Origin of the sequence: Streptomyces sp. ICC1 (assembly GCF_003287935.1) — a bacterium.
GTDB classification, from domain to species: domain Bacteria; phylum Actinomycetota; class Actinomycetes; order Streptomycetales; family Streptomycetaceae; genus Streptomyces; species Streptomyces tritrimontium.
Genome location: NZ_CP030287.1, coordinates 6,396,923 through 6,418,622 on the forward strand (window position 1 = coordinate 6,396,923; position 21,700 = coordinate 6,418,622).

Annotated in this window: 18 protein-coding genes; 13 read left to right on the plus strand and 5 right to left on the minus strand. The window is 72.2% G+C overall.

Features of this window, described 5'->3' with window-relative positions; all coding sequences use genetic code 11:
* Positions 1-205: 205 nt before the first annotated feature.
* The 7 genes from DRB96_RS30070 to DRB96_RS30100 all read left to right on the plus strand — a co-directional run bounded on the left by DRB96_RS30070 (position 206) and on the right by DRB96_RS30100 (position 7,306).
* Positions 206-1,474: an aspartate aminotransferase family protein gene (locus DRB96_RS30070; RefSeq protein WP_112451297.1), complete on the plus strand. Its 1,269-nt coding sequence runs from the start codon at positions 206-208 to the stop codon at positions 1,472-1,474.
* On the plus strand, positions 1,471-2,457 hold the full coding sequence (locus tag DRB96_RS30075; protein ID WP_239516386.1) for an inositol monophosphatase family protein: 987 nt from the start codon (positions 1,471-1,473) through the stop codon (positions 2,455-2,457). Before DRB96_RS30070 ends, DRB96_RS30075 begins: the two co-directional genes overlap by 4 nt.
* Positions 2,454-3,491, plus strand: coding sequence for an alcohol dehydrogenase catalytic domain-containing protein (locus tag DRB96_RS30080; protein ID WP_112451298.1), 1,038 nt, complete (start codon positions 2,454-2,456; stop codon positions 3,489-3,491). Before DRB96_RS30075 ends, DRB96_RS30080 begins: the two co-directional genes overlap by 4 nt.
* Positions 3,488-5,422 (plus strand): beta-galactosidase, encoded by a 1,935-nt coding sequence (locus tag DRB96_RS30085; protein ID WP_112451299.1) that lies wholly within the window; start codon positions 3,488-3,490, stop codon positions 5,420-5,422. Before DRB96_RS30080 ends, DRB96_RS30085 begins: the two co-directional genes overlap by 4 nt.
* Before the next feature lie 248 nt (positions 5,423-5,670).
* Positions 5,671-6,159: a hypothetical protein gene (locus DRB96_RS30090; protein ID WP_239517779.1), complete on the plus strand. Its 489-nt coding sequence runs from the start codon at positions 5,671-5,673 to the stop codon at positions 6,157-6,159.
* A gap of 486 nt (positions 6,160-6,645) precedes the next feature.
* Positions 6,646-6,783, plus strand: a complete 138-nt coding sequence (locus DRB96_RS45135; protein WP_239516264.1) for a CorA family divalent cation transporter — start codon at positions 6,646-6,648, stop codon at positions 6,781-6,783.
* A gap of 181 nt (positions 6,784-6,964) precedes the next feature.
* The gene (locus DRB96_RS30100; protein WP_112451301.1) at positions 6,965-7,306 is read left to right on the plus strand and encodes a HopJ type III effector protein; all 342 of its coding nucleotides are present in this window, start codon (positions 6,965-6,967) and stop codon (positions 7,304-7,306) included.
* A gap of 44 nt (positions 7,307-7,350) precedes the next feature.
* Here DRB96_RS30100 and DRB96_RS30105 read toward each other — a convergent pair whose 3' ends face one another.
* The 3 genes from DRB96_RS30105 to DRB96_RS30115 form a co-directional block, all read right to left on the minus strand.
* Entirely contained in the window at positions 7,351-8,019 is a 669-nt protein-coding gene (locus DRB96_RS30105; protein WP_112451302.1) for a hypothetical protein, read from the minus strand.
* Complete coding sequence (locus DRB96_RS30110) at positions 8,016-11,510, minus strand: CHAT domain-containing protein (RefSeq protein WP_162688672.1); 3,495 nt, start codon at positions 11,508-11,510, stop codon at positions 8,016-8,018. Before DRB96_RS30110 ends, DRB96_RS30105 begins: the two co-directional genes overlap by 4 nt.
* Positions 11,511-11,597: 87 nt before the next feature.
* Positions 11,598-11,864: a hypothetical protein gene (locus tag DRB96_RS30115; RefSeq protein WP_112451304.1), complete on the minus strand. Its 267-nt coding sequence runs from the start codon at positions 11,862-11,864 to the stop codon at positions 11,598-11,600.
* Between the two features lie 978 nt (positions 11,865-12,842).
* Between DRB96_RS30115 and DRB96_RS30120 the strand changes: the two genes are divergently transcribed.
* The 4 genes from DRB96_RS30120 to DRB96_RS30135 all read left to right on the plus strand — a co-directional run bounded on the left by DRB96_RS30120 (position 12,843) and on the right by DRB96_RS30135 (position 16,055).
* Positions 12,843-13,355, plus strand: coding sequence for an XRE family transcriptional regulator (locus DRB96_RS30120; protein WP_112451305.1), 513 nt, complete (start codon positions 12,843-12,845; stop codon positions 13,353-13,355).
* Positions 13,356-13,598: 243 nt separating this feature from the next.
* Positions 13,599-14,291, plus strand: coding sequence for a hypothetical protein (locus tag DRB96_RS30125; protein WP_112451306.1), 693 nt, complete (start codon positions 13,599-13,601; stop codon positions 14,289-14,291).
* A gap of 1 nt (position 14,292) precedes the next feature.
* Entirely contained in the window at positions 14,293-15,462 is a 1,170-nt protein-coding gene (locus DRB96_RS30130) for an MAB_1171c family putative transporter (protein ID WP_112451307.1), read from the plus strand.
* Entirely contained in the window at positions 15,459-16,055 is a 597-nt protein-coding gene (locus DRB96_RS30135; RefSeq protein ID WP_239516265.1) for a hypothetical protein, read from the plus strand. Before DRB96_RS30130 ends, DRB96_RS30135 begins: the two co-directional genes overlap by 4 nt.
* 129 nt (positions 16,056-16,184) lie before the next feature.
* On the opposite strand, the gene DRB96_RS43925 is transcribed toward DRB96_RS30135, so the two are convergent.
* Both DRB96_RS43925 and lanL read right to left on the minus strand, forming a co-directional pair.
* Positions 16,185-16,310: an ALQxL family class IV lanthipeptide gene (locus DRB96_RS43925; protein ID WP_189745961.1), complete on the minus strand. Its 126-nt coding sequence runs from the start codon at positions 16,308-16,310 to the stop codon at positions 16,185-16,187.
* 88 nt (positions 16,311-16,398) lie between these two features.
* A complete protein-coding gene (lanL, locus tag DRB96_RS30140) occupies positions 16,399-19,386 on the minus strand; it encodes a class IV lanthionine synthetase LanL (protein ID WP_112451308.1) in 2,988 nt (995 codons plus the stop codon).
* 234 nt (positions 19,387-19,620) lie between these two features.
* Between lanL and DRB96_RS30145 the strand changes: the two genes are divergently transcribed.
* Both DRB96_RS30145 and DRB96_RS30150 read left to right on the plus strand, forming a co-directional pair.
* Positions 19,621-20,172: a DUF4352 domain-containing protein gene (locus tag DRB96_RS30145; protein ID WP_112451309.1), complete on the plus strand. Its 552-nt coding sequence runs from the start codon at positions 19,621-19,623 to the stop codon at positions 20,170-20,172.
* A gap of 102 nt (positions 20,173-20,274) precedes the next feature.
* Positions 20,275-21,606 (plus strand): glycoside hydrolase family 18 protein, encoded by a 1,332-nt coding sequence (locus DRB96_RS30150; RefSeq protein ID WP_112451310.1) that lies wholly within the window; start codon positions 20,275-20,277, stop codon positions 21,604-21,606.
* The last annotated feature ends 94 nt before the right edge of the window (positions 21,607-21,700 follow it).

The window sequence follows — 21,700 nt, forward strand, 5'->3', positions numbered from 1 at the left end:
CAAAAGGCCGCTTGTCAGGGCGAGTTGGAATGTGATCTTATGAATGGGAAGGCGCCACCGTGAGATCCCCGTCTGAATTGGGTGAAGCATCCGGGCCGCCCCCCGCCGGCAGCAAGCCGTATCCCCCTTCTTTTCATTTGGGCGTGAGTCGTATGTCCGCCGCCCGTGCCTTGACGTTCTCGAACGACCCCTGTGAGAGGGACCGATGGAAACCAAGGATGTTACCGAGCACATCTATTACCCCGTCAGCGACTACAAAATGGCGCGGGGCGAGGGTGTCTACCTCTACGACGAGGACGGGAAGAGCTACCTCGACTGCGCGTCGGCGACGTTCAACCTGAGCCTGGGATACTCCCACCCGGACGTCGTCGCCGCGATGAAGGACCAGATCGACAAGGTGATCCACATCACCTCCTCCTATCAGAGCGACCCGGTCAACGGCCTGGTCCAGCGTCTGGTGGAGGTCTCTCCGGACAACCTGACGAAGGTGCACCCCAAGGTCTCGGGCGGCTCGGCCGCCAACGAGGGCGCCATCAAGATGGCCCAGCTGGCCACCGGCAAGTCCGACGTCATCACGCTGTTCCGCAGTCACGTGGGACAGACGATGATGATGACGTCGATGTCGGGCAACGCGTTCCGCCGCGAGCCGTTCCCCAACCTCTTCCCCGGCAGCCTCCAGGTACCCGACCCGTACTGCTTCCGCTGCTTCTACGGGCAGAAGGAGGGCTCCTGCGGGATGATGTGCGTGGACCGGCTCGAGGACTTCGTCGAATACGCCAGCTCCGGCCGGGTAGCCGCCGTACTCATCGAGCCGATATCCGGAAACGGCGGCAACATCGTCCCGCCGGACGGCTACATGCAGAAACTGCGCGCCTTCTGCGACGAGCAGAACATCGCCCTCATATTCGACGAGATCCAGACGGGCATCGGCCGCACCGGCCACATGTTCGCGGCCCAGTACTTCGACGTCGAACCCGACGCCATCACCACGGCCAAGGGCCTCGGCGGATCGGGTGCGCAGGTCGCCGCCATCATCACCAACGAGCGGCTCGCCGGCCTCCCCGCGGCCCACCACTCGTTCACCTACGGCGCCAACCTGCTGGCCGCCGCGGCGGCCAACGCCACCCTCGACATCGTGCGGAAGCCCGAGTTCCTGGCGAACGTCACCCGTACCGGCGGCTACATCATGGAACGCCTCAACGACATGAAGCGCCGCTACCCGGAGATCGTGGACGTCCGCGGCGTCGGACTGATGATCGGCTTCGAGATGGCCGAACCCGACGGCAAGCCCGCCGTGAAGCTCACCAACCACCTGGCCACCAAGGCCATGGACCACGGCCTGATCCTGCGCACCTCGCGGTACGGCTACGGCAACGTCCTCAAGATCCGCCCGCCGCTGATCCTCACCATGGACCAGGCCGAGGAGATCTGCGACAAGCTGGAGAACCTCTTCCTCGCGGAGCTGGCCCGATGACCGACGATGACCCGATGGCCGACGACACCCCGATGAAGCGGCTGCTCACCTCCCTCGGACAGCACGTCCGCGCCGAGCTCCTCGCCTACGAGGCCACCGGCCGCGAGCGCAGCGTCCACGGCGACTCGCCCGGCGGCGACGCCCAGTTCGACGTCGACGAGGTGGCCGAGAAGGCCGTACTGGACTACCTGCGCGAGCACGCCCACGTCCCCGCGGCCCTCTACACCGAGGACGGCTCCTACGTCGAGCTCGCCGCCGATCCGCAGATCCTCCTCGTCGTCGACCCGATCGACGGCACCCGCCCCACCTCGGCCGGCCTCGAGATGGGCATGGTGTCCATCGCGGCCGCCCCCTACGGCGACGGCAAGCCCACCCTCGCCGACGTCGACGCCGCCTGCCTGGTCGAGATCAAGAGCGGCGCCTGGCTGTACGGTGACGAGGCCTCCGGCCTGGTCAGCGGCGGATTCACCACCCCGGTCCCGCGGTTGAGCCGGAACACCGACCCGACCCACATGTTCTGGTCGATCGAGTTCAACGGCCACCCGATGGACCTGATGACCGCGGCGTACGGCCACCTCGTGGACCAATCGGCCAACACCGGCGGCATCTTCGTCTTCAACAGCAGCACCTTCTCCATCTCCCGCATCATCACCGGCCAGCTCGACGCCTACGTCGACATCGGCAACCGCGTGCTGCGCGACCACCCGGACACCGAAGAAGCGTTCCTGCGGGTCGGCCGCGGCTCGATCCTGCACCTCTTCCCCTACGACATCGCCGCCGTCGTCTACCTCGCCCGGCAGGCCGGCGTCGTCATCACGGACGCCTACGGCGACGACCTCGGCAGCACCTCGCTGGTGGACCTCGGCCCGATGAACCAGAAGTCCTGCATCGCCGCCGCCACGCCCGAACTCCACAAGCAGCTGCTCGACACCATCCGCTGGGACCTGGGCCGCGCCGCCGCGCCCGCGAGGGAGGAATCATGAAGGCCCTGACGCTGACCGCGGAGCGAACGCTCACCCTCGTCGACCACCCCAAGCCGGAGCCGCTGGCCGCGGACGACATCGTCATCCGCGTCACCCAGAGCGGCATCTGCGGCACCGACCGCAGCGTCCTCGTCGGCAAGTTCCCGGCCGAGACCGGTGTCGTCATGGGCCACGAGGCCGTCGGCTTCGTCGACTCCACCGGCCCGGGCGTCACCCGCTTCGCCGTCGGCGACCGGGTCATCGTCAACCCCACCCTGTACTGCGGCAACTGTGCCAACTGCCTCGAAGGCCACTGGAACTTCTGCGGCCGCAAGGCCGGGACCGAGGTCGGACTGGACTACGACGGCTCCTTCGCCGAGTTCATCCGCCTTCCTGAGCTCTTCTGCCACGCCGTCCCCGAGGACATGGACTTCGACCGCGCCGTCGTCGTCGAACCGCTCGCCTGCGCGCTCAACAACATCGAGGCCGGCCGCCTGGCGGCGGGCGAGACCGCCGTCATCGTCGGTGGCGGCCCCATGGGCGTGGTCACCGCCATGGCCGCCCAGCTGTACGGCGCCACGGTCCTCCTCGTCGAGCCCGACCCGGTACGCGGCCGGCTCGGCCAGGAGATCTTCGACGCCCCCGAGTTCGGCGGCCGCGTCACCGTCCACACCCCGGACGACCCCGCCCTCGCCGAGCGCGGCGACCTCGTCGTCGACTCCGTCGGCAACCTCCTGGAGCAGAGCATCGGCTACGCCGCCGTCCGCGGCCGCGTCGTCGTCATGGGCTTCAACAGCAACGCCTCCGCCACCGTCCGGCCGCTCGCCCTGCTCCAGCGCGGCCTGCAGATCATCGGCGCCGGCGACTACAACAGCATGATCTTCCCCAAGGCCGTCGAGCTGGCCCGGCAGCTGCCGCTGGAGCGCGTGGTCACCCACCGCTTCGCGCTCGCCGACCACGAAGAGGCGTTCAAGGCCCTCGCCGCCGTCCCCGGCACCGAGTACACCGCCCTGAAGGTCGTCCTCGTACCTCCGCACCCCGGGGCGGACGCATGAGTCCTACGCGGCGCACCTCATTCGCCGAGGCGCTCGTCCCCGGCACCACCCGGCCCGTCGTCATCGGCGAGTACCCGTACTACCGGGCCGACCCCGCCAACTGGGCCGCCAACCTGAGCGAACTGCGCGCCCTGGGCGTGGACGTCGTCTCCTGCTACCTCCCGTGGCGCTTCCACGAGACCGTCGGGCCGCTCGGCGGGGGAGAGGGAGACCGCTCCTTCGACTTCACCGGGAAGACCGACCCGCAGCGCGATGTCGTCGGACTGCTGGAGCTGGCCGCCGCCGCCGGGCTGGGCGTCCTCCTCAAGCCCGGGCCCTTCATCCACGCCGAGGTCCAGCTCGGCGGGCTGCCCGACCGCCTCTGCGGCCCCGAGCACACCCCGTACCAGGGGCTGGACGGCACCGTCCTCACCTCCCAGGGCAAGCCGCTGCCCAGCCTTCTCGACCCGGCCGTCCAGGCCGAGACCGAGACCTGGCTGAAGGCCGTCGCCGACGAGGTCGTCGCCGGGGCCACCGCCCCCGACGGTCCCGTCGTCGCCCTCCAGCTCGGCAACGAAGGCACCTGCGGGGACGCCCACCTCCCCGTGGACGCCCAGGACGCCTCGCCCCCCGCCCGCCGGGCCTTCGCCCACTGGCTCACCGGACGCGGCCTGCCCGACGAGGCCGCCCTCGCCGCCCAGGACGTCTCCCGGTGGACCAGCGCCACGCGTCAGCTGTGGTCCCGGTGGTCCGGCCACGCCATCGTCGGCCTGTGGGACCGGATCTCCGCCCTCTTCCCCGAAGGCCCGGCCCGGCTGGCCAACGTCCCCCTCACCGAGGTCACCGCACCGCGCGCCGCGCTCGACGCCTGGGCCGCACGCCAGCGCGCCATCCAGGGCTCCGGGTACTTCGTCGGCCACACCGAATGGATCGGCAATCCGGCGCGGGAGACCACCGCATTCGGGTCCCACCTGGCCGGGATCCTCCTCGGCGGCACCGACGTGGCCGAGGCGAACTGGGGGTTCACCTGGACCGACGAGTCCTACGCCCGGCCGGCGACCCCCGTCTTCAACGCCCTGCTGGCCCTCCTGCTGGGCTCCACCACCGTCAGCGTCTACACCGCCTGCGCCACGGAGAACTGGGGTCCCCTGGTCGACATGGACCCCGACGGCCTGCGCGCCGAAGGGGTGGATCCCGGCCTGCACGCACCGCCGTACACCCCGGGTGCGCCGCTCGCCGAGTCCGGTTCCCACCAGGCCAACGCCGAGGGCCTGCGCCTGCTGGCCGCGTTCCTCGAACGCTTCGGCGCCCTGCTGACCGGCAGCGTCCTGGACCGCGACGCGGTGGTCCTCGTCGACCGGGCCCTGCCCGAGGCCGGTGCCTGGCAGCGCACCGGCCGTACGGTCCTCGCGGAACTGGCCGAAGCCGTTGACCTTCAACTGGCCGGCTCCGGGCTGCTGTTCGGGCTCGGCTGGCTCGACGAGAAGCCGGCGCCCGCCGCCGACGGCACGCCCGTCCCCGTCGCCGTGCTGCGGGCCGGGCACGCCGACGGCGACCTCCCCGGCGAGTTGAGGCTCCGGGCCGACCGGTCCGCCGACGGCGCGGCCGCCGCGTTCCTCGCCTCGTTCGCCGCCGGGCTCCAGGCTCCGGCCGTCCGGAGCTGGACCACGGCGCACGGGAGAGCCCGCCTCCTGAGCCGGTCCGGCCCCGACGGCGTCCGCGTCATCGGAGCCTTCAACCCCACCGGTGCCGACGACCAGGTCACCGGCACCGGCACCGGCACCGGCACCGGCTGGACGCTGGACCTGCCCGCCGGCTCCGCCGCGGTCCTCGTCACCCGCGACGGCGCACTCACGGGATGGCTCGCCACCCCCGAGGAGCCGTCCGGCACCCCCGCCGCCCTCACCTGGGGCGGCGAACCGGCCGACGCGAAGCGCGTCACGGCCTCCTGAGAACCCGGGCGGCGGGGGTGCGTACCTGACAGCGCGCCCCCCGCCGCCCGGCACGGCCGGCGGCAGTCCTGCCGGTGGTGCGGAGACCGACGCCGCGCGCGGCACGGTCTCCCGGGGTCCGGAGCGGCGGGGAGCGCACCTGACGGCGCGCCCCGCCGCCCGGCCTGCCCGCACCCCCCGGCCCCGCCGCACTGCCCGCCGCCCCGCCACCCGGCACCGGTCTGTCCACCGCGGACCTCGAACGCCTCATGACGGACACCGCCGCACGCGCTGCCCGACTGCTCACGGGCGACACCACCAGCCTGCACCTGACCCAGCGCGAGGACGCGGCACGGATCGCCGCGAGCAACTGCGGACCCGAGTGGTTCCACCACCTCATCCAGAACACCGGTACCGAACCGACCGCGTTCGCCCGCCTCACCCGCGCCTGGCGATATGGCGGCCCAACCGGCATCACCGTCGCCGAACAGCCCCACACCCCCGACCCGACGGCGATGAGAGCAGCCCGCAGCGCCCTGACCGAGGCCCTCACCGAAATGACCACCACCCCGGTCGCCCTCAGGGCCTGGCGCAACCGCCTCACTCTCACCGGCCACGGCATCCAGGTGCGCCTGGGCCCCGACACCCGCTGGTACCCCTACCTCCAGGATGACGACGGCGACTGGTGGCCGGCAGCGCCGGCCGACACCGACCCCGTCACGGCGCTCACCTCCGTCTGGCAGCAGACCGAGAGGTGACACGTACGCGGGGCCCGTGAATCGCCTCCTCAGCCCACACGCAGCCGCCTCGGCCCCGGGCTCGGGATCCGTCAGCCTGGCCCGCTTCGTCGCCACCGCCTCCAGGTCCGCCGGGCCGTGGATCTTGTCGAGGTCCGTGATGAGGTCGTCAAGATCGTCACGCACGATCTGACGCCGCGCGGCCCGGAGCACGCCCCTTCCGATACTGTGCGAAGCGGCTCAGCAAGCCCCAGGAAGGCCGCCTCACCAGCGGAAGCACCGTCGAGAACCCGCTGCGGCTGGGGAGAATCTGGGGAGAATGAGCAGCGCTGGGGAGCGGCTGGGGAGAATCGACCGCACAATTCGGCGTCACCGTGAAAGCATCGGAAACACGTAACGCCGCAGGTCAGCACGCCTCATGCAGCGATCCGCGCAGGTCAACGCGTTGAGAACGACAACTTCAAAAAAATCTCCTCGCGGGCCGCCATCCTGTTTGCACCCACACTCGTGGGAACCATCTACGGCATGAACTTCGAAGACATGCCGGAGTTGAAGTGGGCCGGCGGCTACCCCTTCGCCATCCTCCTGATGGCAGTGGTCTGCGTCAGCCTGTACATCATCTTCAAGAAGCGCGACTGGCTGTAGCCGGCACATCGACGCCCTTGATCAACTAGATCCTGCGAACTTTCGGAACCGGCCCCCATGGGTCGCATAAGCGCACAGCGTGACCTGCGGAGATGCTGCTCGTTCCGACGTGTCGCGAGGGGGTAATGTCGTCCGGTCACGGACGGCAATCGGATCGTCTGTTCAACCCAGGGGAACCCACATGACTGATCTGAACTCGCTGCGGGCGAGCCTTGCGTCAGGTGAGCACGAGTTCGCCGACACCTTGGCCTTCATCGCCGCGCATTACGAGTATCAGCCGCAGGCGTTCCGCAACGGGGAACTGGAAAATGCCGCAGGTGCGAACGAGGGTTCCTGCAAGACGCTGGGGCTGGCCCTGCTGGAAGGGCTGAGCGACCAGGAAGCGCTGCTGGCGTTCGGTGAGCACTATCGCGGTGTGCTGGCGACGCCGAACGACACCGACCACGGCAACATTCGCAACCTCATGGCCCATGGCCTGGACGGGGTGAGCTTCGCCGGGCAACCGTTGGCCCGCAAGAGCTGAACAGCGACATCCGGGCGAGCTTCGCGAACGGCCCCCGGGGCGGGTCAGTCTGACAGTGCGATGGTGTGCGGTGTCGGCGCGAGTTGTGCGCGGTAGCGGCGGAGGCCCCAGTTGCGGTGCTCCAGTTCCGCCGCGACCCGTACCTCGGCCGTGTTCACGCGGCCGGGCACGAGCTCCACCAGTGCGGCCACCGGGTGATCGCCGACCAGTGGGAAACCCTTGACCCGTCGGAACTCCCACTGCGGGTTCGGCTGGGAAGCCCCGTGGCCCCGGACGGTCCACTCCTCCCTCGCCGGTCCGGCTCCAGCCGGCTTCTCCACCCCCACGTCCAGCACGCCCGTCGTGACCGTGAAGCTCAAACCCGTCCCGAGTCCGGCGACCGGACGGGTGCGCTCGCCCGGGTCGATCAGGCGCGCCATCGGCTGTACGCCGGGCTCCGGTGTGGACAGTGCGACGCCCAGGGAGGCGTGGCGGAAGACGCCTTTGCTCGTCGGAGTCTCCGGGCGGAACGAGCACACCATCAGCAGGTGCCGGAACTCCCGGTCTGGTGTGGCGCCGAGGTAGGAAAGCCAGTCGGCCGGCGCGCCCGCACGGTCGGCGGGCAGGAGGTCCCAGCCGAAAGTGAGCCTGCCGCGCAGCGGTGCGTCGTCCGCCGGGCTGCCGAGCGTACGCTCCGGCACGAGTTCGACGTCGTGCAGTCGAATCTCGGTCATGCGGCGGCTCCCTTGCTCCTGCCGTGCACGTAGGTGAACGCTCCCCAGTCACGGTAATGGGGATACGTCGTGCGCGTGGCGAGTTGGGCGCCGCGGAAGGCTCGCTCCGGTTCCGCGCCGCGCGCGACCCCCTGGTGCAGGTGGTGGTAGAAGTACGTGGCGGGCTCCGGTCGTACGGGCCACAGGCACCCGACGACGGCCTGCGCCCCGGCGGTGATCAGTGCCGACGGGATGCCGCGGATGTTGTCCCCGCGGTCGAACCGGCCCAGCGCCGACTCGCAGGCGGCGAGCGTGACGAGGCGGACGCCGCGCAGGTCGACGTCGAGGAAGTCGTAGGCGAATACGCGGCCGTCGTCGTCGCCGTCCTGCGTGAGGTAGAGGCAGTGCATCCACGGTGCGTCCTCGTCCAGTGTCCCGTGTGCGGCGATGTGGACGACGTCCGCCGTGGACATCTCCGCGCGCAGCCTGTCGCGCGTGGCCGCGGGACCGGTGAGGGCTTCGGCGCCCACCGCCCCGGCGACCTTCCGCGCGTGCTCCTCCAGCGCCGGCTCCGCCCGCAGGCCGAAGGGGACGCCCCCGGCGGCGGAGGCCAGTACGGCGGTGCGGCGCGCACGCGCGGGGACCTCGACGGGTGCCAGGGCTTCGAGGCCCGCGATCGTGGTGACCGTCCAGTCGTCGGCGAGCAGGCGGCCGCCCGTGCGGCACAGCGGGAGGGGCAGGTAGTGCAGGGCGCCGTGCGGCCAGGCCAGGATGCGGTCCTTGCCCTGGACGCGCCACTCGGCCCACCGCTCGCTGCCGCTGAGCGGCAGGCCGGCCGACTCCAGCAGCCGGCTGCCCTCCGGCGTCACATCGGCGAACAGCGGGTCGCGTTCGACCTCCGACCGGATCGCCTCGACCCGGTCCGCCACCGGGTGCCGGTCGTCCTGCCCCTGCCCCTGCCCCTGCCCCTGCTCGTTCTCGTTCTCGTTCTCGTTCGACTGCTCCTGCTCGCGCTCGCCTAGGCGTACCACGAGTTCCTGGCCCTGCCTGGTGACGGCGAGCAGCACGGCCGCGCCGTTCATCGCCGCGGGCAGGAACCACGTCAGCAGCACCGTTCGATCGTCCAGCAGATCGGGCACCTTGGCCCAGATGTGCTGGTCGTCGGTGAGCGGTGCCGAGCGGCGACGCAGCTCGTCGTCGATGAACGACGAGATGCGCCACCGCAGGTTCCGGGCGATCTGCGCGTTGTCGTGGCCGCTCGGTCGGCGGTCCGTGTCCATCACGTTCAGCAGGTTCGGCGGGTTCGGCAAGGCGCCGTCGGTGGCCGGCTCCTCCAGGTCGCGCAGTTTGGCGATGAAGTGCTGGATGTGCGCGGGGAGTTCGAGCGGGCCGTCAATGCGCCACCACGCGCCGAGCTCCGATCCCTTGCCCGCATGGTGCAGGCCGAGGAGGAGGCCCATGGGCAGCGTCTCGCTTTCGGAGACGATCTGCCAGACCGCCGAGTGCACGAGGTCGCGCAGGAGCCCGCCGAGTTCGGGCGAGCTGCTCGTGTCGAAGTTCGGCGCGTCCACGATGATCGCGCGCAGTGCGTCGACGAGTTCGCCGCCGTGCAGGTTGCCGATCCGCATCACGAACGGCACCAGGCTCGCCCGCGCCAGTTCCTCGAAGCCGAGCGATGCGTAGCCGAGTGCCGCGTACGTGTAGTAGCCCCACGGGAACGGGACGGGGCCCGGGGGCGGCTCGTCCGCCGTCGTCGCCTGGTAGTACAGATCCGCCGTGAGCAGCCGGACTTCCTCGCTCAGGCCGTTGCCCGCCTGCCGCAGCAGGGTGAGCCCCCACGCCGGCTGCCGCCGGTCGCGGGCGTGCGCGGCCGCGTGCAGCAGAGCCGCGGATCGCTGCGCCGCCGTCCAGGACTCCGGGAACGACACCGGGAGCGGCTGGCCGGGACGCGGGCACTCGCTCGGGTCGTCGGGCAGCGCGTGGAGCCGGGCCTCGATCAGCTGCCTGCGGTGGGTGGGGGCCCACTGGACGTCGAGCTGGTCCGCCCAGTCCAACACGGTGCGCAGCAGCGGCCGGTCGGCGCGTTCCCGGGCCAGGTTGACGCCTTGGTTGATCACCTTCGCGGTCATCGTCGTGCCGTGGGCGGCGACGAAATCGGCCAGCGGCCTCCCGAACACCCCCGCGAGCAGCCCGGCGGCCGTCTCCGGGGACACCCTGCTCGTCGTCCGCAGAAGGAACAGCGCGAGGTCCGGCTCGTCGGCGCCCGGCGCGGCACTCCATGCCGACAGCGCGGCGTCGGCGGCGTCACGGTGAACTCCCTCCCCGTCCGCGAGGATCTGCGCGAGTACCGCCAGCAGTCGGGGCCTCATCGAGCCGCCGTCCAGCTCCAGCGCCCGCACCACCAGCTGTCCCGCTTCCGCCACCAGCCGGGCGGACTCCCTCTGGAAGGGCTCCTCTTCGGTGGACCACGTGCGGTACAGGTCAGCGGTCAGCCGGGCGAACCAGGTGGTCAGCAGCTCGCGCGCGTACGCGTCGGCGGCCAGGTCCTCCGGTCCGCGGGTGGCCAGCCGCAACCGGGCGGCGGCCAGCAGCGCGGCCACCAGGCCGGCTTCCGGGCCGGCTTCCGGGCCGGCGGAGCCGCCCAGGCTGTCGATCAGGCGGGCCGCCACCGCTGCGGACTCCTCGAACACGGCGCGGTCGGACCGGTCCGCCACCAGTCGGACGCCCGCCTCGACGGTCCGGAACGCCGCGACCCGCCAGGCGGCCTCCCTCCCGCAGGCGTCGGCGAGTTCGGCGACCAGTCGCCAGTAGACGTACATGAACTCCGCCGGGCCGCCGTGCTCGGGGAACCCGTCCCCGAACAGCGGATCCACCATCGCCCCGGCGGACAGCGCGTGGTGCTCCGCCAAGGCCCGCCGTGTCTCCTCCACTTGGCGCGCCCGTCGCTTCGCCTCGTCCAAGGAGATGATCCGATCGCACACGTACTGCGCCAGGTCCATGAGCACGCCGACCGGGTCGATGACGAACGTGACCGTCGGCGGATCGTCCGCCGCGCGGGCGGGCTCACCGAAGCGCACGGAGCCGGCGCACACCATCCCCCGCCCCGTTTCGAAGACCAGCGCGTCCAGGGGATCGCCGGTGGCGGGGAGTACGTGGGACACGATCAGCATGACCGAGCCCGAGGCCTCCGCCGCCTCGCGCCACCCCGGCGGCCTTTCCAGGTCGAGGTCGTGGGCGAAGGGCGCGCCATCGGGGTCGAGGACGGACAGGACACCCCCCGCGTCCTGCGTGACGCACCACCGGGGGTCGGCGGGGCGGCCGAACGGCAGCGCGTCCAGTGAGAGGAGCGCCGGGAGGCCCCGCGCGTACGCGCGCGCGAACAGGCTGCCTCCGGCCCCGCCACCCGCGGTGAAGGGGCTGATGTCGGCCAGGCCGACCGCCAGGCCGGCCCGGCGGGTCCCCTCCACCTCGGCGATGAACGCCCACCCGGTGACCTCCCGTGACAGTCGCACGCCATCCCCCTTCGCGCCGCCGGTCATCGACAGGTTCAACCGTGTCACAGACGGCGGCCGGACCACCGCTGCTCCGACTCGCCCGCGCTACGCCGCGCAGCCCGTCCCGACACCCTGTACGGGCTCCCGTTCGGCGGCGATCCGCCCTCCCGGGCGGGCGCGGCCGGGTTCTCGGAGTCCGGTCGTCGGGGTGGGCAGTTCGGCCCAGACCTGGTGGCCGGCCGCCGTGTGGGCGGCGCCCCAGAGGGCGGCGAGCGCGTCGACGATGTCGAGTCCGCGACCGGACGTGTCCCGTGAGGTCGCGCGGCCCGGTTCACGGCCGCGCCATCCGGGGCCCGAGTCGCCGACGACCATGTGCACGGCCGTGGTGGCGTCGTCGAGGGTGACCGTGGCCAGCCTTGTGCCAGATGGGGCCGAGGCCGTGCGTGGCGGCGTTGGTGACGAGTTCCGAGATGACGAGAGCGGCGTCGTCGACCAGGTTCTCCAGGTCCCAGGTCGTCAGCGTCGCCACCACCTGCCGGCGCGCCGCACGGGGGGACTCCCTGCATGCGGAGAGGTGCCAGCGGGGGGCCGACCTGACGATCCGGCGCTGCGGAGGAGGTGCGGGAGAGTACATTGCGCGTTCCTGGGGTGGCAGGGTCCTGGCTGGTCTTCGTTGACTCCCACTGCGATTTCATGTGTGCGGTGCCGTCATGCGGTCCACCGCACGTACGCCATCCGGTCTAGACCAATGGCTGCGGATTCCAGTTCTAGCACGGGCCGGCCGGAAAGGGAACGTTCCGGACTCACGGCCGGTCCGAGGCCGACCATCGGCCGGGTCCGGGCCCGCCGGCGAGCTCCCCGGTCCCGTGCGCCGAGCACCCCCGTGCCCCAGCCCACGGGACCGGGGCGACCCGGCCCCCGTTGCACCGCACCCCCGAAAAGCGGGCGCGCCCCGTTCGTCCGGGGGGTCCGGAACCTCCGAACACGGCCCCCGCCGCAGGGGCGCCCGACGCTGTCGCAGCATCACCGCCCCTCCCCCGCGCCCTTCTCTCCCAGCAGCCCCGGAGCTCAGCAAGCTAGACGTGAACCGTCCAGAAGTCGGGCACCGGCGCATCTAGTGGGCTAGATGACGGGATGAACATACGTCGTCCCACGTGTGCCCTGTCAAGCAACGGAGAGGTGATCATCCGGTGAAGTGGCGTGGGTCACTTTCGCCGGTGTCCGCTAGCCGGGTAGATGCAGTTCGTTGCATTGTGTGGTGAGAGCCGTCTAGGCCAGTAGATAATGCAGGTGGTGGTCGGTGCAGCGGTCGGTCACGGGATCCAGCGGTAGACAGGAGCGGTGACGGTGATGGGTGAGGGGACCCCCACCGACGGGCGGGACACCATGGGCGCCCGCCTCGGCTTCTTGATCGAGACGATCCACCCGGCGAGCCGCGGTCCGTACACGTACCAGGAGATCGCCGAGGGCACCAGGAACCTGCCCGGCCCCTCCGTCTCGCACGGCACGGTCCAGACCATCCGCTTGAACAACAATCCGAACCCCGGCATCGACTCGATCCGCGCGATCGCCAACTTCTTCGGCGTCACGGTCGGCTACCTCGCCGACGGCGAGAACGCCGAAGCGATCGAGCAGCGGATCGAGGAGCGGATCTCGCGGCTGCGCGAGGAGATGGGCAAGGCCGCCGCGGCCGACGAGTTCGCCCAGGTCCTGGAGGACGAGCAGGTCAAAGCCGCCGCCTTCCGCCTCAGCGGGCTGTCCGCCGGGTCCATGAGGTCCGTCACCGGCCTGATCAAGCAGCTCCGCAAGGCCGAAGGGCTTCCGGACGTGAACCCGCGCCGTCGCCGCCGCAAGGAATCCTGAAGGGAGCCCTGAGGGGAGCCCCGAGAGGAGTCCGGAAGGGATCCTGAGGCGCAAACCAGTCATGCTACTCGCGTGGACCACGGTGTTTCGGCCTGTCAGCACACGTCTTCCGGCCGCCCGTGAGGCTTCCGGTTACCCTCAAGCGTTCAGGCGTGCGAAATGGGCGGACGGCATGGGGCAGTTGGGCTTCGCGCCGCAGAGCCGCAGAGAGCCGCGGAGAGCCGACGGGCGGGGAGGGCGACCATGCGGTGGTGGAAGCGCGCCGATGCGGAGTGCGCCGCCGTCGCAGACCAGCTCGTCATCCCCCAGCCATTCGACCTCGAGGCCTTCTGTGAGGGCATAGCCGAGAAACGCGGCCGTCCCCTGATCCTGCTGCCCCTCGACGGGCCTGTAGACCCGGCCCTGCCGTGCGGGATCTGGCTCGGCCTGGACGTCGCCGACCTCGTGTTCTACGACGCCGTCGCCGCCGAGATCCTCAAGGTGCAGATCGTCCTGCACGAGATATCGCACATGCTGCTCGGACACGTCGCCCCCGAGCTCGAGATGCCGGAGCAGCCGTCGGAGCGCGAGATCGCCCGCGCCTCCGAGCACTTCCAGCGCCTGCTGGCGCGCACGCAGACGGCCGTCTCCGGTCTCGACAGCCCCGATCTTCCCGTGGCCTCGATCATCCGCGCCGAGGCGGCCCGGATCAGGAGCGTGGCCCGCGAGACCGAGTCCATCGACGAGGAACTCGGCCTCGACGTCAACCGCCTCGCGCACCTCATGGGGCGGAGCAAGTTCGCGAGCCCGCAGGAACGGCAGGCGGAGACCCTGGCCACGCTCATCCACGAACGGGCCGGCCGCTACACGACGCAGTCGATCTCCAGCGAGGCCGAGGACCGCCTCGCGCGCCTCCATGACGCCCTCGGGCACCCCGTTCGAAACACCTGGTCGTGAAGTGAAACACCTCGAGATCGCCGTCCTGACCATGCTCTGGGCCGTGACGGTCTGGCGGGTTCCCTCAGCCGTCCGCTCCGTCAAGCAGCGGGCCCTGTGGACCGCGTTCGCCGCCCTGACGCTCTCCATGACGCTCCGTCTGCCCGGGGTGATGCGCGCCCTGGACGAATGGGCGGGGGTCAACAACCTGTCCACCCTCGTCAAACACTGGCTGGGCATGATCGCGGCCGGCGCGGTCGTCGACTTCGTCGTCGCCATCGCCCGGCCGGAGACCGGCCGCCGGCTGCGCACCCGCCACTACGTCGCCCTCACGGCGATGGCGGTCATGGCGGTGCTGTTCTTCTTCTTCGTCCCGCGGCCCCGCGAAGTGACCGACTTCTTCGAGAAGAACGCGGGGAACGGTTGGGCGACGGCCTACTACCTCGTCTTCATCGTCTACCTCGGCATCGCCATGGCCACCGCCACCTGGCTCTTCTGGGGCAGCGCCCGGCACGCCAGCGCCCGGTGGCTGCGGACCGGCGTACGGCTCATGGGCATCGGAACCGCCGTCGGCGTGCTCTACACCCTGCTGCGGTTCGGGTACATGACGACCCGTCTCATCGGACTCACGGACAGCACCAGCGACATCGCGGTCGACAACGCCACCGACGCCCTGAAGTACATGGCGATCGGCTTCATCCTCGTCGGAAGCAGCATCCCGGCGTTCGGCGTGGCCTGGCGGACCGTCCAGGACGGCCGGCACTTCCGCCGGCTCCAGCCGCTCTGGCAGGACCTGACCGCGGTCACCCCCGACATCGTCCTCAGGACCGGACTCCTGCGCAGCCCGCGCCTGCGGCTGTACCGCAGGGTGATCGAGATCCGTGACGCCTCCCTGGCGCTCGACGCCTACGCCGCCGACGACATCCGCGAGCGGGCGCGGAGCGCCGCGCTGCGGGCGGGCTTCGACCCGGCGACGAGCCCCGCGGCCGAAGCCCTCTGGATGCGGGCCGCGCGCGAAGGCAAGGCCCGCGGCACCCTGCCGGTCGCGAGCACGCAGGAGCCGGCCACCGAGGGCATCGACGACCTCGACTTCGCCACCGAGGTCGACAAGCTCATCCAGATCGCGCGGATCTACCACTCCGCCGTGGCCGACGAGTTCCTCACCACCACCAGCCAGGAGGCCACGGCGTGACGACCACGCTCATCCGGTCGGAGGAGTCCCGGGCCGCGCGCCTGGTCACCGACGGGCTCGATCCCAAGACGTGGATCATCGCCGACACCGTTCTCATCGGCTGGCACACCGGCCGCCTCGCCGGGATCGGCTGGGGCCTCCTCGGCTGCCTGTTCGCCGCGGCCATCCCGCTGGCCTTCATCAAGTACGGCATCCGCCGCGGCCGTTGGGCCGACCGGCACGTCGGCCAGCGGCAGCAGCGCCTCGTCGTGATGACCTTCATCATCTTCTCGGTCGCCACCGGCATCCTGCTGCTGTGGGCCTTCGACGCCCCCCGGACCATGATCGCGCTGATCGCGGCCATGCTGGCCACCCTCGCCGCGCTCCTCGCCGTGACCCGGGCCTGGAAGATCAGCGTGCACGCCGCGGTGTCGTGCGGAAGCCTCGCCATGCTCGCGATGACGTACGGGCCCTGGGTCCTGCTCGCCTCCCCCGTGGTCGCCGTCGTCGGCTGGTCCCGGATCGAGCTGAAGGACCACACGGTCGCCCAGGTGATCGCGGGCGCCGCCCTGGGCGCGGCCGTCGCGGCCGCCACCTTCGCCCTGGTCCGTTAGGGCATCCCGGCCGGATCCCGCCGGATCCCGCGGCGCCCGCGACGCCCGCGACGCGGAGGAGGGGACCGGTGTGAGGCTCCGGTCCCCTCCTGGGGCGGCGTCAGGGGTCGCCGCCGGTTCAGCGGGCGATCAGCAGCCGCTGGTGTGCCAGCGGCAGGCCGTGATCAGTGCGGCGGCGTGCTCCTCGCCGCGGGCGTCCTCGGTACGGACGTCCTCGGGCAGGACCTGGAGGGCATCGATGTCGAACTCCGCCATGGCGGTCTCCTTCTGTGCGGATGGAACTGCGGATGGAACGCCGGCCCCGGAGGGGTCCGGCAGCCGGTGGCCGACGGCCACCGGACACTCATGGGTGGCCCGGTCCGCCCTCGGGCAGCCAGGCCCGCGGGCCGCCGTACCGCAGGCGCAGCAGCAGCGAGAGGCTCCCGGCCAGACCGGTGGCGTACTCGGCCAGTACGGACGTGCGGTTCTCGTCGGGCACCAGCAGCCGGCCGTCGCGCAGCACCGCCTGGGCCGCCATGTGCTCGACCAGCAGCTCGGCTCCGGCCCGGTGGCGCGCGTCGCCCGTCAGCTCGGCGGCGTCGAGCAGGAACTCGGCGTTGCCCGCGAGCCCGTGGCAGGTGGCGGCCGTATCGGTCACCCTGCCCGCCCGCACGGCGGCGGCCGCGCCCTCCACCAGGTCGGCGAGGCCCTCGCCGCCGGGGCCGGCGGCGGACCGGAGCCGGACCAGGAAGGTGCCCACGCCCGAGGAGCCGCTGCACCAGTGCCTGGCCAGGTCCGGGGAGCCCGACAGGTGCCGCGCCCGGTCCACCGGCCACAGCGTGCCCGCCGGTCCGCGGCGGGCGGCCGCCGCCAGGGTGGAGCCCGCCGCCACGGCCGCGGCGCGCAGCCGCTCGTCGCCCGTCGCCTCCCAGGCCAGGAGCAGGAAGGTGCCGACACCGGCCACCCCGTGCGCGAACCCGTAGTGCCAGGCGCCCGCGAGACCGGAGTCGAAGTCCTCGGGCACCGGCCAGAAGACGCCCTCGGGCGTGCTCCGCGCCGCTGCCAGCAGCCCTTCGGCGGCCTGCACGGCGCGGTCGAGGAAGCGCCGGTCCCCCGTGGTGCGCCAGAAGTGCAGCTGGGTCAGGCCGGCGCCGGCCGCGCCGTGGCAGACATCCGGGTTGGGCCACTCCAGGGGCAGCGCCAGGGCGAGGGCGAGGGCGCGTTCGGTGAGCGCCGCGTCCCCCAGCGCCCGGGCGGCGTCGAGCAGGGCCCAGGCCGTGCCCGACCGGCCGAAGTGGAGTCCGGGCAGGTTGCCGGGCAGCGCCTCCTGCCGGTCCGCCGTCCACAGCGCGGCCGTACGCAGCCCCGCGCGCAGGGCCTCCCGGGTGACGGGCGGCCCGTACGCGGAGTCACGCGCGGAGCCGTCCCCGGAGCCGTCCTGGGAGCCGTCCCGGGTGCCGTCCCGGGTGCCGGGGGCGGTCGCGTACGGGGATCCGGCCGCGAGGTCGTCCGCGTGGCGCAGGGCCCGGGCGAGCACGCCCACTCCGCCCGCCGAGCCGTGCTGGAGGGCCACCGGGTCGCAGGTCTCGCCGAAGGAGTCCGCGGCCCAGAGCCGGTCGGGGTCCGCCGGGCGCATGGTGGCCAGCAGGTGGGCGATGCCGTCGTGCAGCAGCCGTGCGCGCACCCGCGCCGCGTCCGTGGACCCGGCGGACCCCGTGGACCCGGCGGACCGCGTGGACCCGGTGGACCCCGTGGACCCCGCGGGGCCTCCGGGTGCCGTCGTCGGCGCCGGGCCGCCGTCGAGGGCCTCCCGGGCCCGCTCCAGGGTCCAGCGGTCCTCGGGCGCGTCGCGCATCAGCCCCCGGACCAGCGGCCCGTACCGTCGTACGAGCGGCTGGTCGCGGGCCAGCAGGTCCAGGAGCCGGGACAGCCGCTCCTCGTCCGGGCGGGCCCCCGCTGCGGGCCGGTCCGCCGCGAAGAGCGGATCGGCGCCGGTCAGGGCGTGCAGGATGGTGGCGCCCAGGGCGTACAGGTCCACGGCGGGCCCGAACGCGGGAGCCACCGGGTCGGCGGCGCGCAGTTCGGGGGCGGTATAGCCGCGGGTGGCGCCGAGCACCCAGCGCTCGCCCTGCGCGGCGGCCATCTCCAGGTCGATCAGCCGCAGCTGCCCGTCGGGGGTGACCATGACGTTGTTCGGGTTGAAGTCGTGCAGGGTGACGCCGAGTTCGTGGGCGGTGGCGACCAGTTCGAGCAGTTGTCGGACCAGGGGGCCGGCGGTCGGCCCGTCGGGGCAGGCGGAGCCCTCCCGGACCAGCCGCTCGGCGACGGTCCGGCGCAGGGTCGCCCCCGGCACCGACTCGGCGACCAGGAAGGCGCTGCCCTGCTGCTCGAACACCTCGACGAGCCGGGGAACCCGGTCGGGGAACCGCCGGCCGAAGTGGTCCAGCAGGGCCGCCTCCCGGCGCAGCAGGTCCCGTACGTCCAGCCCTTCGAGGCCGGCGCCCACATGGGGGCGGGCCTGCTTGACGACCACCCGGTCGCCGGTGGCGGTGTCCTCGGCCCGGAAGACGCCCCCCTTGTTGGAGTGCTGGATCGCCCCGCGCACGAGGTAGCGCCCGTTCAGCAGCACGGGCTTCGCGGTGGCCGTGCTGCGGGCCGGAGCGACCGGGCGGCCCGGGAACGGCTCGCCCGCCCAGGACGGCGGGCTGTACCAGGCGTTGCGCTCGTCGGACACCGGCCGGCCCTCGGGGTCGGTCAGGCGGGCGGCGAAGGCTCCGTCGGCCGTGAGTTCGGGGGCCGCCGCGAACACCCCGTAGCGGTAGTAGACCTGACTGTCCGGCAGGTAGCGCCGGTCGGAGAGGACCGCGGGTCCGGGCAGCCCCACGGTGGCCCGGTGCAACTCCTCGGCAAGCAGCCGGAACTGGGCGTCGTCGACCGGGTAGACCGTGATGAACTTGCCGGCCCCGCCCCGGGCGAAGCGCCCCGAGACCAGGGCGGCCACCCGTGCGGGGCTCGCCGCGAACTTGAACGGCGCCCGGTGGGCGGTCAGCACCTCGGCGGCCCGAGCCAGCACCAGCGGGGCCGAGAGCGGGGTGGCCGAGACGTGGAGCTTCCACCCCTGGGTGCGGCGGACGGCGTCCCCCGGCCGGACGTGGCACCAGAACGCGCCCGGTTCCACGGCCCAGCCGGCCGCGGCCCCGCCCCGGTCCCGGTCCCCCGCCGCGCCGGCCGTGTCCCGCGCGAGGACGGCGCGTACCAGATCGGGCAGCAGCGCCAGGTCCGCGGGACCTTCCGCGCGTGTCCGCCGCGGCCCGGTGAGGGACCGGGACGGAGTCTCGGGCAGTGATGACACGCTCTACGACCTCGCACTTCGCACTTCGCACGGCGGAACCAAGGGGGCGGACGGCAGCGGGCGGACGGCAGGAGCCGACGCGACGGCATCCCTAGAGGGCGGGCCTGATGTGGTCGTCGCCCCAGCTCGTGTCGAGGAGCTCCGCGGCGAGGACCGCGCCCGCCCTCTGTTGTAAGGGTGCGCCGTCCACCCAGCTCTCCACGGTGTAGGGCGGCGGCATCGGCAGGTGGGTATATGAGACAGCTCGTGGGCGGTGTGAGCGGAGACCGCCCGGGTGAAGGCCCCGCGCGGCCCGCACGCCGCCGGGCCGCGCTCGCGCTGCTCGCCGCCCTCACCGCGGCCCTGGTCCTCGGCGCCGGCCCGGACGGCTCCGGAGAGACGATCCCCCTCACCGGCGACCAGCCGGGCGAGCGCCTGGACGTGACCCTCACGCAGGTCGACGACCCGTCGGGCGTCGGCCCCACGCCCGACCCCGACCCCAACGAGGCTGACCGGCTGGTCTCCGTACGGCTGCGCCTGGAGAACACCGGGACCGCCGTCTACGAGGACTCCCCGGCGCCCGCCGCGCACCTGCTCGACTCCGAGGGCCGCCGCTTCACCGGCTTCAACGCGTCGACCGGGGCCGGGGCCGGCGACGCCTTCCCGGACACCCTCACGCTGAGCCCGGGCGGTGCGGCGACCGGCTCCGTCACCTTCCGACTGCCGAAGGACGCGGAACCCGCCGCGGTGCAGTTCGCCCTGGACGGCGGCCTCGCCGACGACGTCGGGCAATGGAGCCTTCCCTGAATCCTCCCCCGCCCCCTTGACCCGATCTGGTCCAGACCAATAGTTTCCGCATGCACAGCGCACGCGCCCCGGCACCACTCACCGCATCCGCAAAGGAAGCCCATGCGCCGCAGCATGCTCGGCAGGCTGGCCGTCGCCGCCTGCTCCCTCTCCCTGCTGACCGCCTTCGCCCCCGCCCACGACGACTCCGGGCACGGCGGCTCCGGCCACGACCGCTCGTACAAGAAGGTCGGCTACTTCACCCAATGGGGCGTCTACGGGCGTGACTTCCAGGTCCAGGACCTGGAGAAGAACGGCAGCGCGAGCAAGCTCACGCACATCAACTACGCCTTCGGCAACATCAGCGCGGACGGAAAGTGCTTCACCGGCAGCATCCCCGGCGAGGCCGACGCCTGGGCCGACTACGTCCGCCCGCTGGACGCGGAGAACTCCGTGGACGGTGTCGCCGACGACTGGGAGCAGCCCGTCGCCGGCAACTTCAACCAGCTGCGCGAGCTCAAGGCCAAGCACCCGGGCCTCAAGGTCCTCCTCTCGCTGGGTGGATGGAGCTGGTCCACGCACTTCTCGGACGCCGCACTGACCCCCGCCTCCCGCAAGGCCCTCGTGTCCTCCTGCATCGACCTCTACATCAAGGGCAACCTGCCTCAGGACGGCACCCGCGGCGGCGCGGGCTCGGCGGCCGGCATCTTCGACGGCATCGACCTCGACTGGGAGTGGCCCGGCTCGGCCGGCGACTCCGACACCACCTACCGCCCCGAGGACAAGAAGAACTTCACCGCCCTGGTGGGCGAGTTCCGCACGCAGCTCGACGCCTACGCGAAGAGCCAGAAGCGGAAGGCCAAGTACGAGCTGACGGCCTTCGTCCCGACCGCCCCCGCCAAGATCGACGCCGGCTTCGACGTCCGCCGGATCATGCGCGACCTCGACTTCGTGACCCTCCAGGGCTACGACTTCCACGTGTCCGGCGAGAAGACCACCGCGCAGCAGTCCGCGCTGTACGCCCGGAACGACTTCAGCGTCGACGGCACGGTGGACGCCTGGAAACGGCGCGGCGCTCCTGCCGACAAGCTGGTGATGGGCATGCCCTTCTACGGGCAGGGCTGGACCGGCGTCAGCGGCGGCGGGGACGGCATGGGCCAGCCCGCGACGGCTCCGGCTCCGGCCACCTGGGCCGCCGGGTACGAGGACTACAAGGCGCTGAAGAAGCTCGCGGACTCGGGCACGTACAAGCTGTACCGTGACCGGCGCGCCGGCAGCGCCTGGCTGTTCGACGGCACCACCCTGTGGACGTACGACGACCCGCAGGTGCTGCGGACCAAGACCCGCTACATCCGCGAACAGGGCCTGGGCGGAGCGATGTTCTGGTCCCTGGACGCGGACACCGCCGACGGCGAGCTCATGACCGCGATCGACCAGGGCCTGCGCGGCCGCTGACCGGCCGCCGACCGGCCGCCGACTGGCCTCTGACCAGCCGCTGACCGGTGCGGCGCGCGGCGCGCGCCACACGCCGCGCGCCGCGCGCCGTACC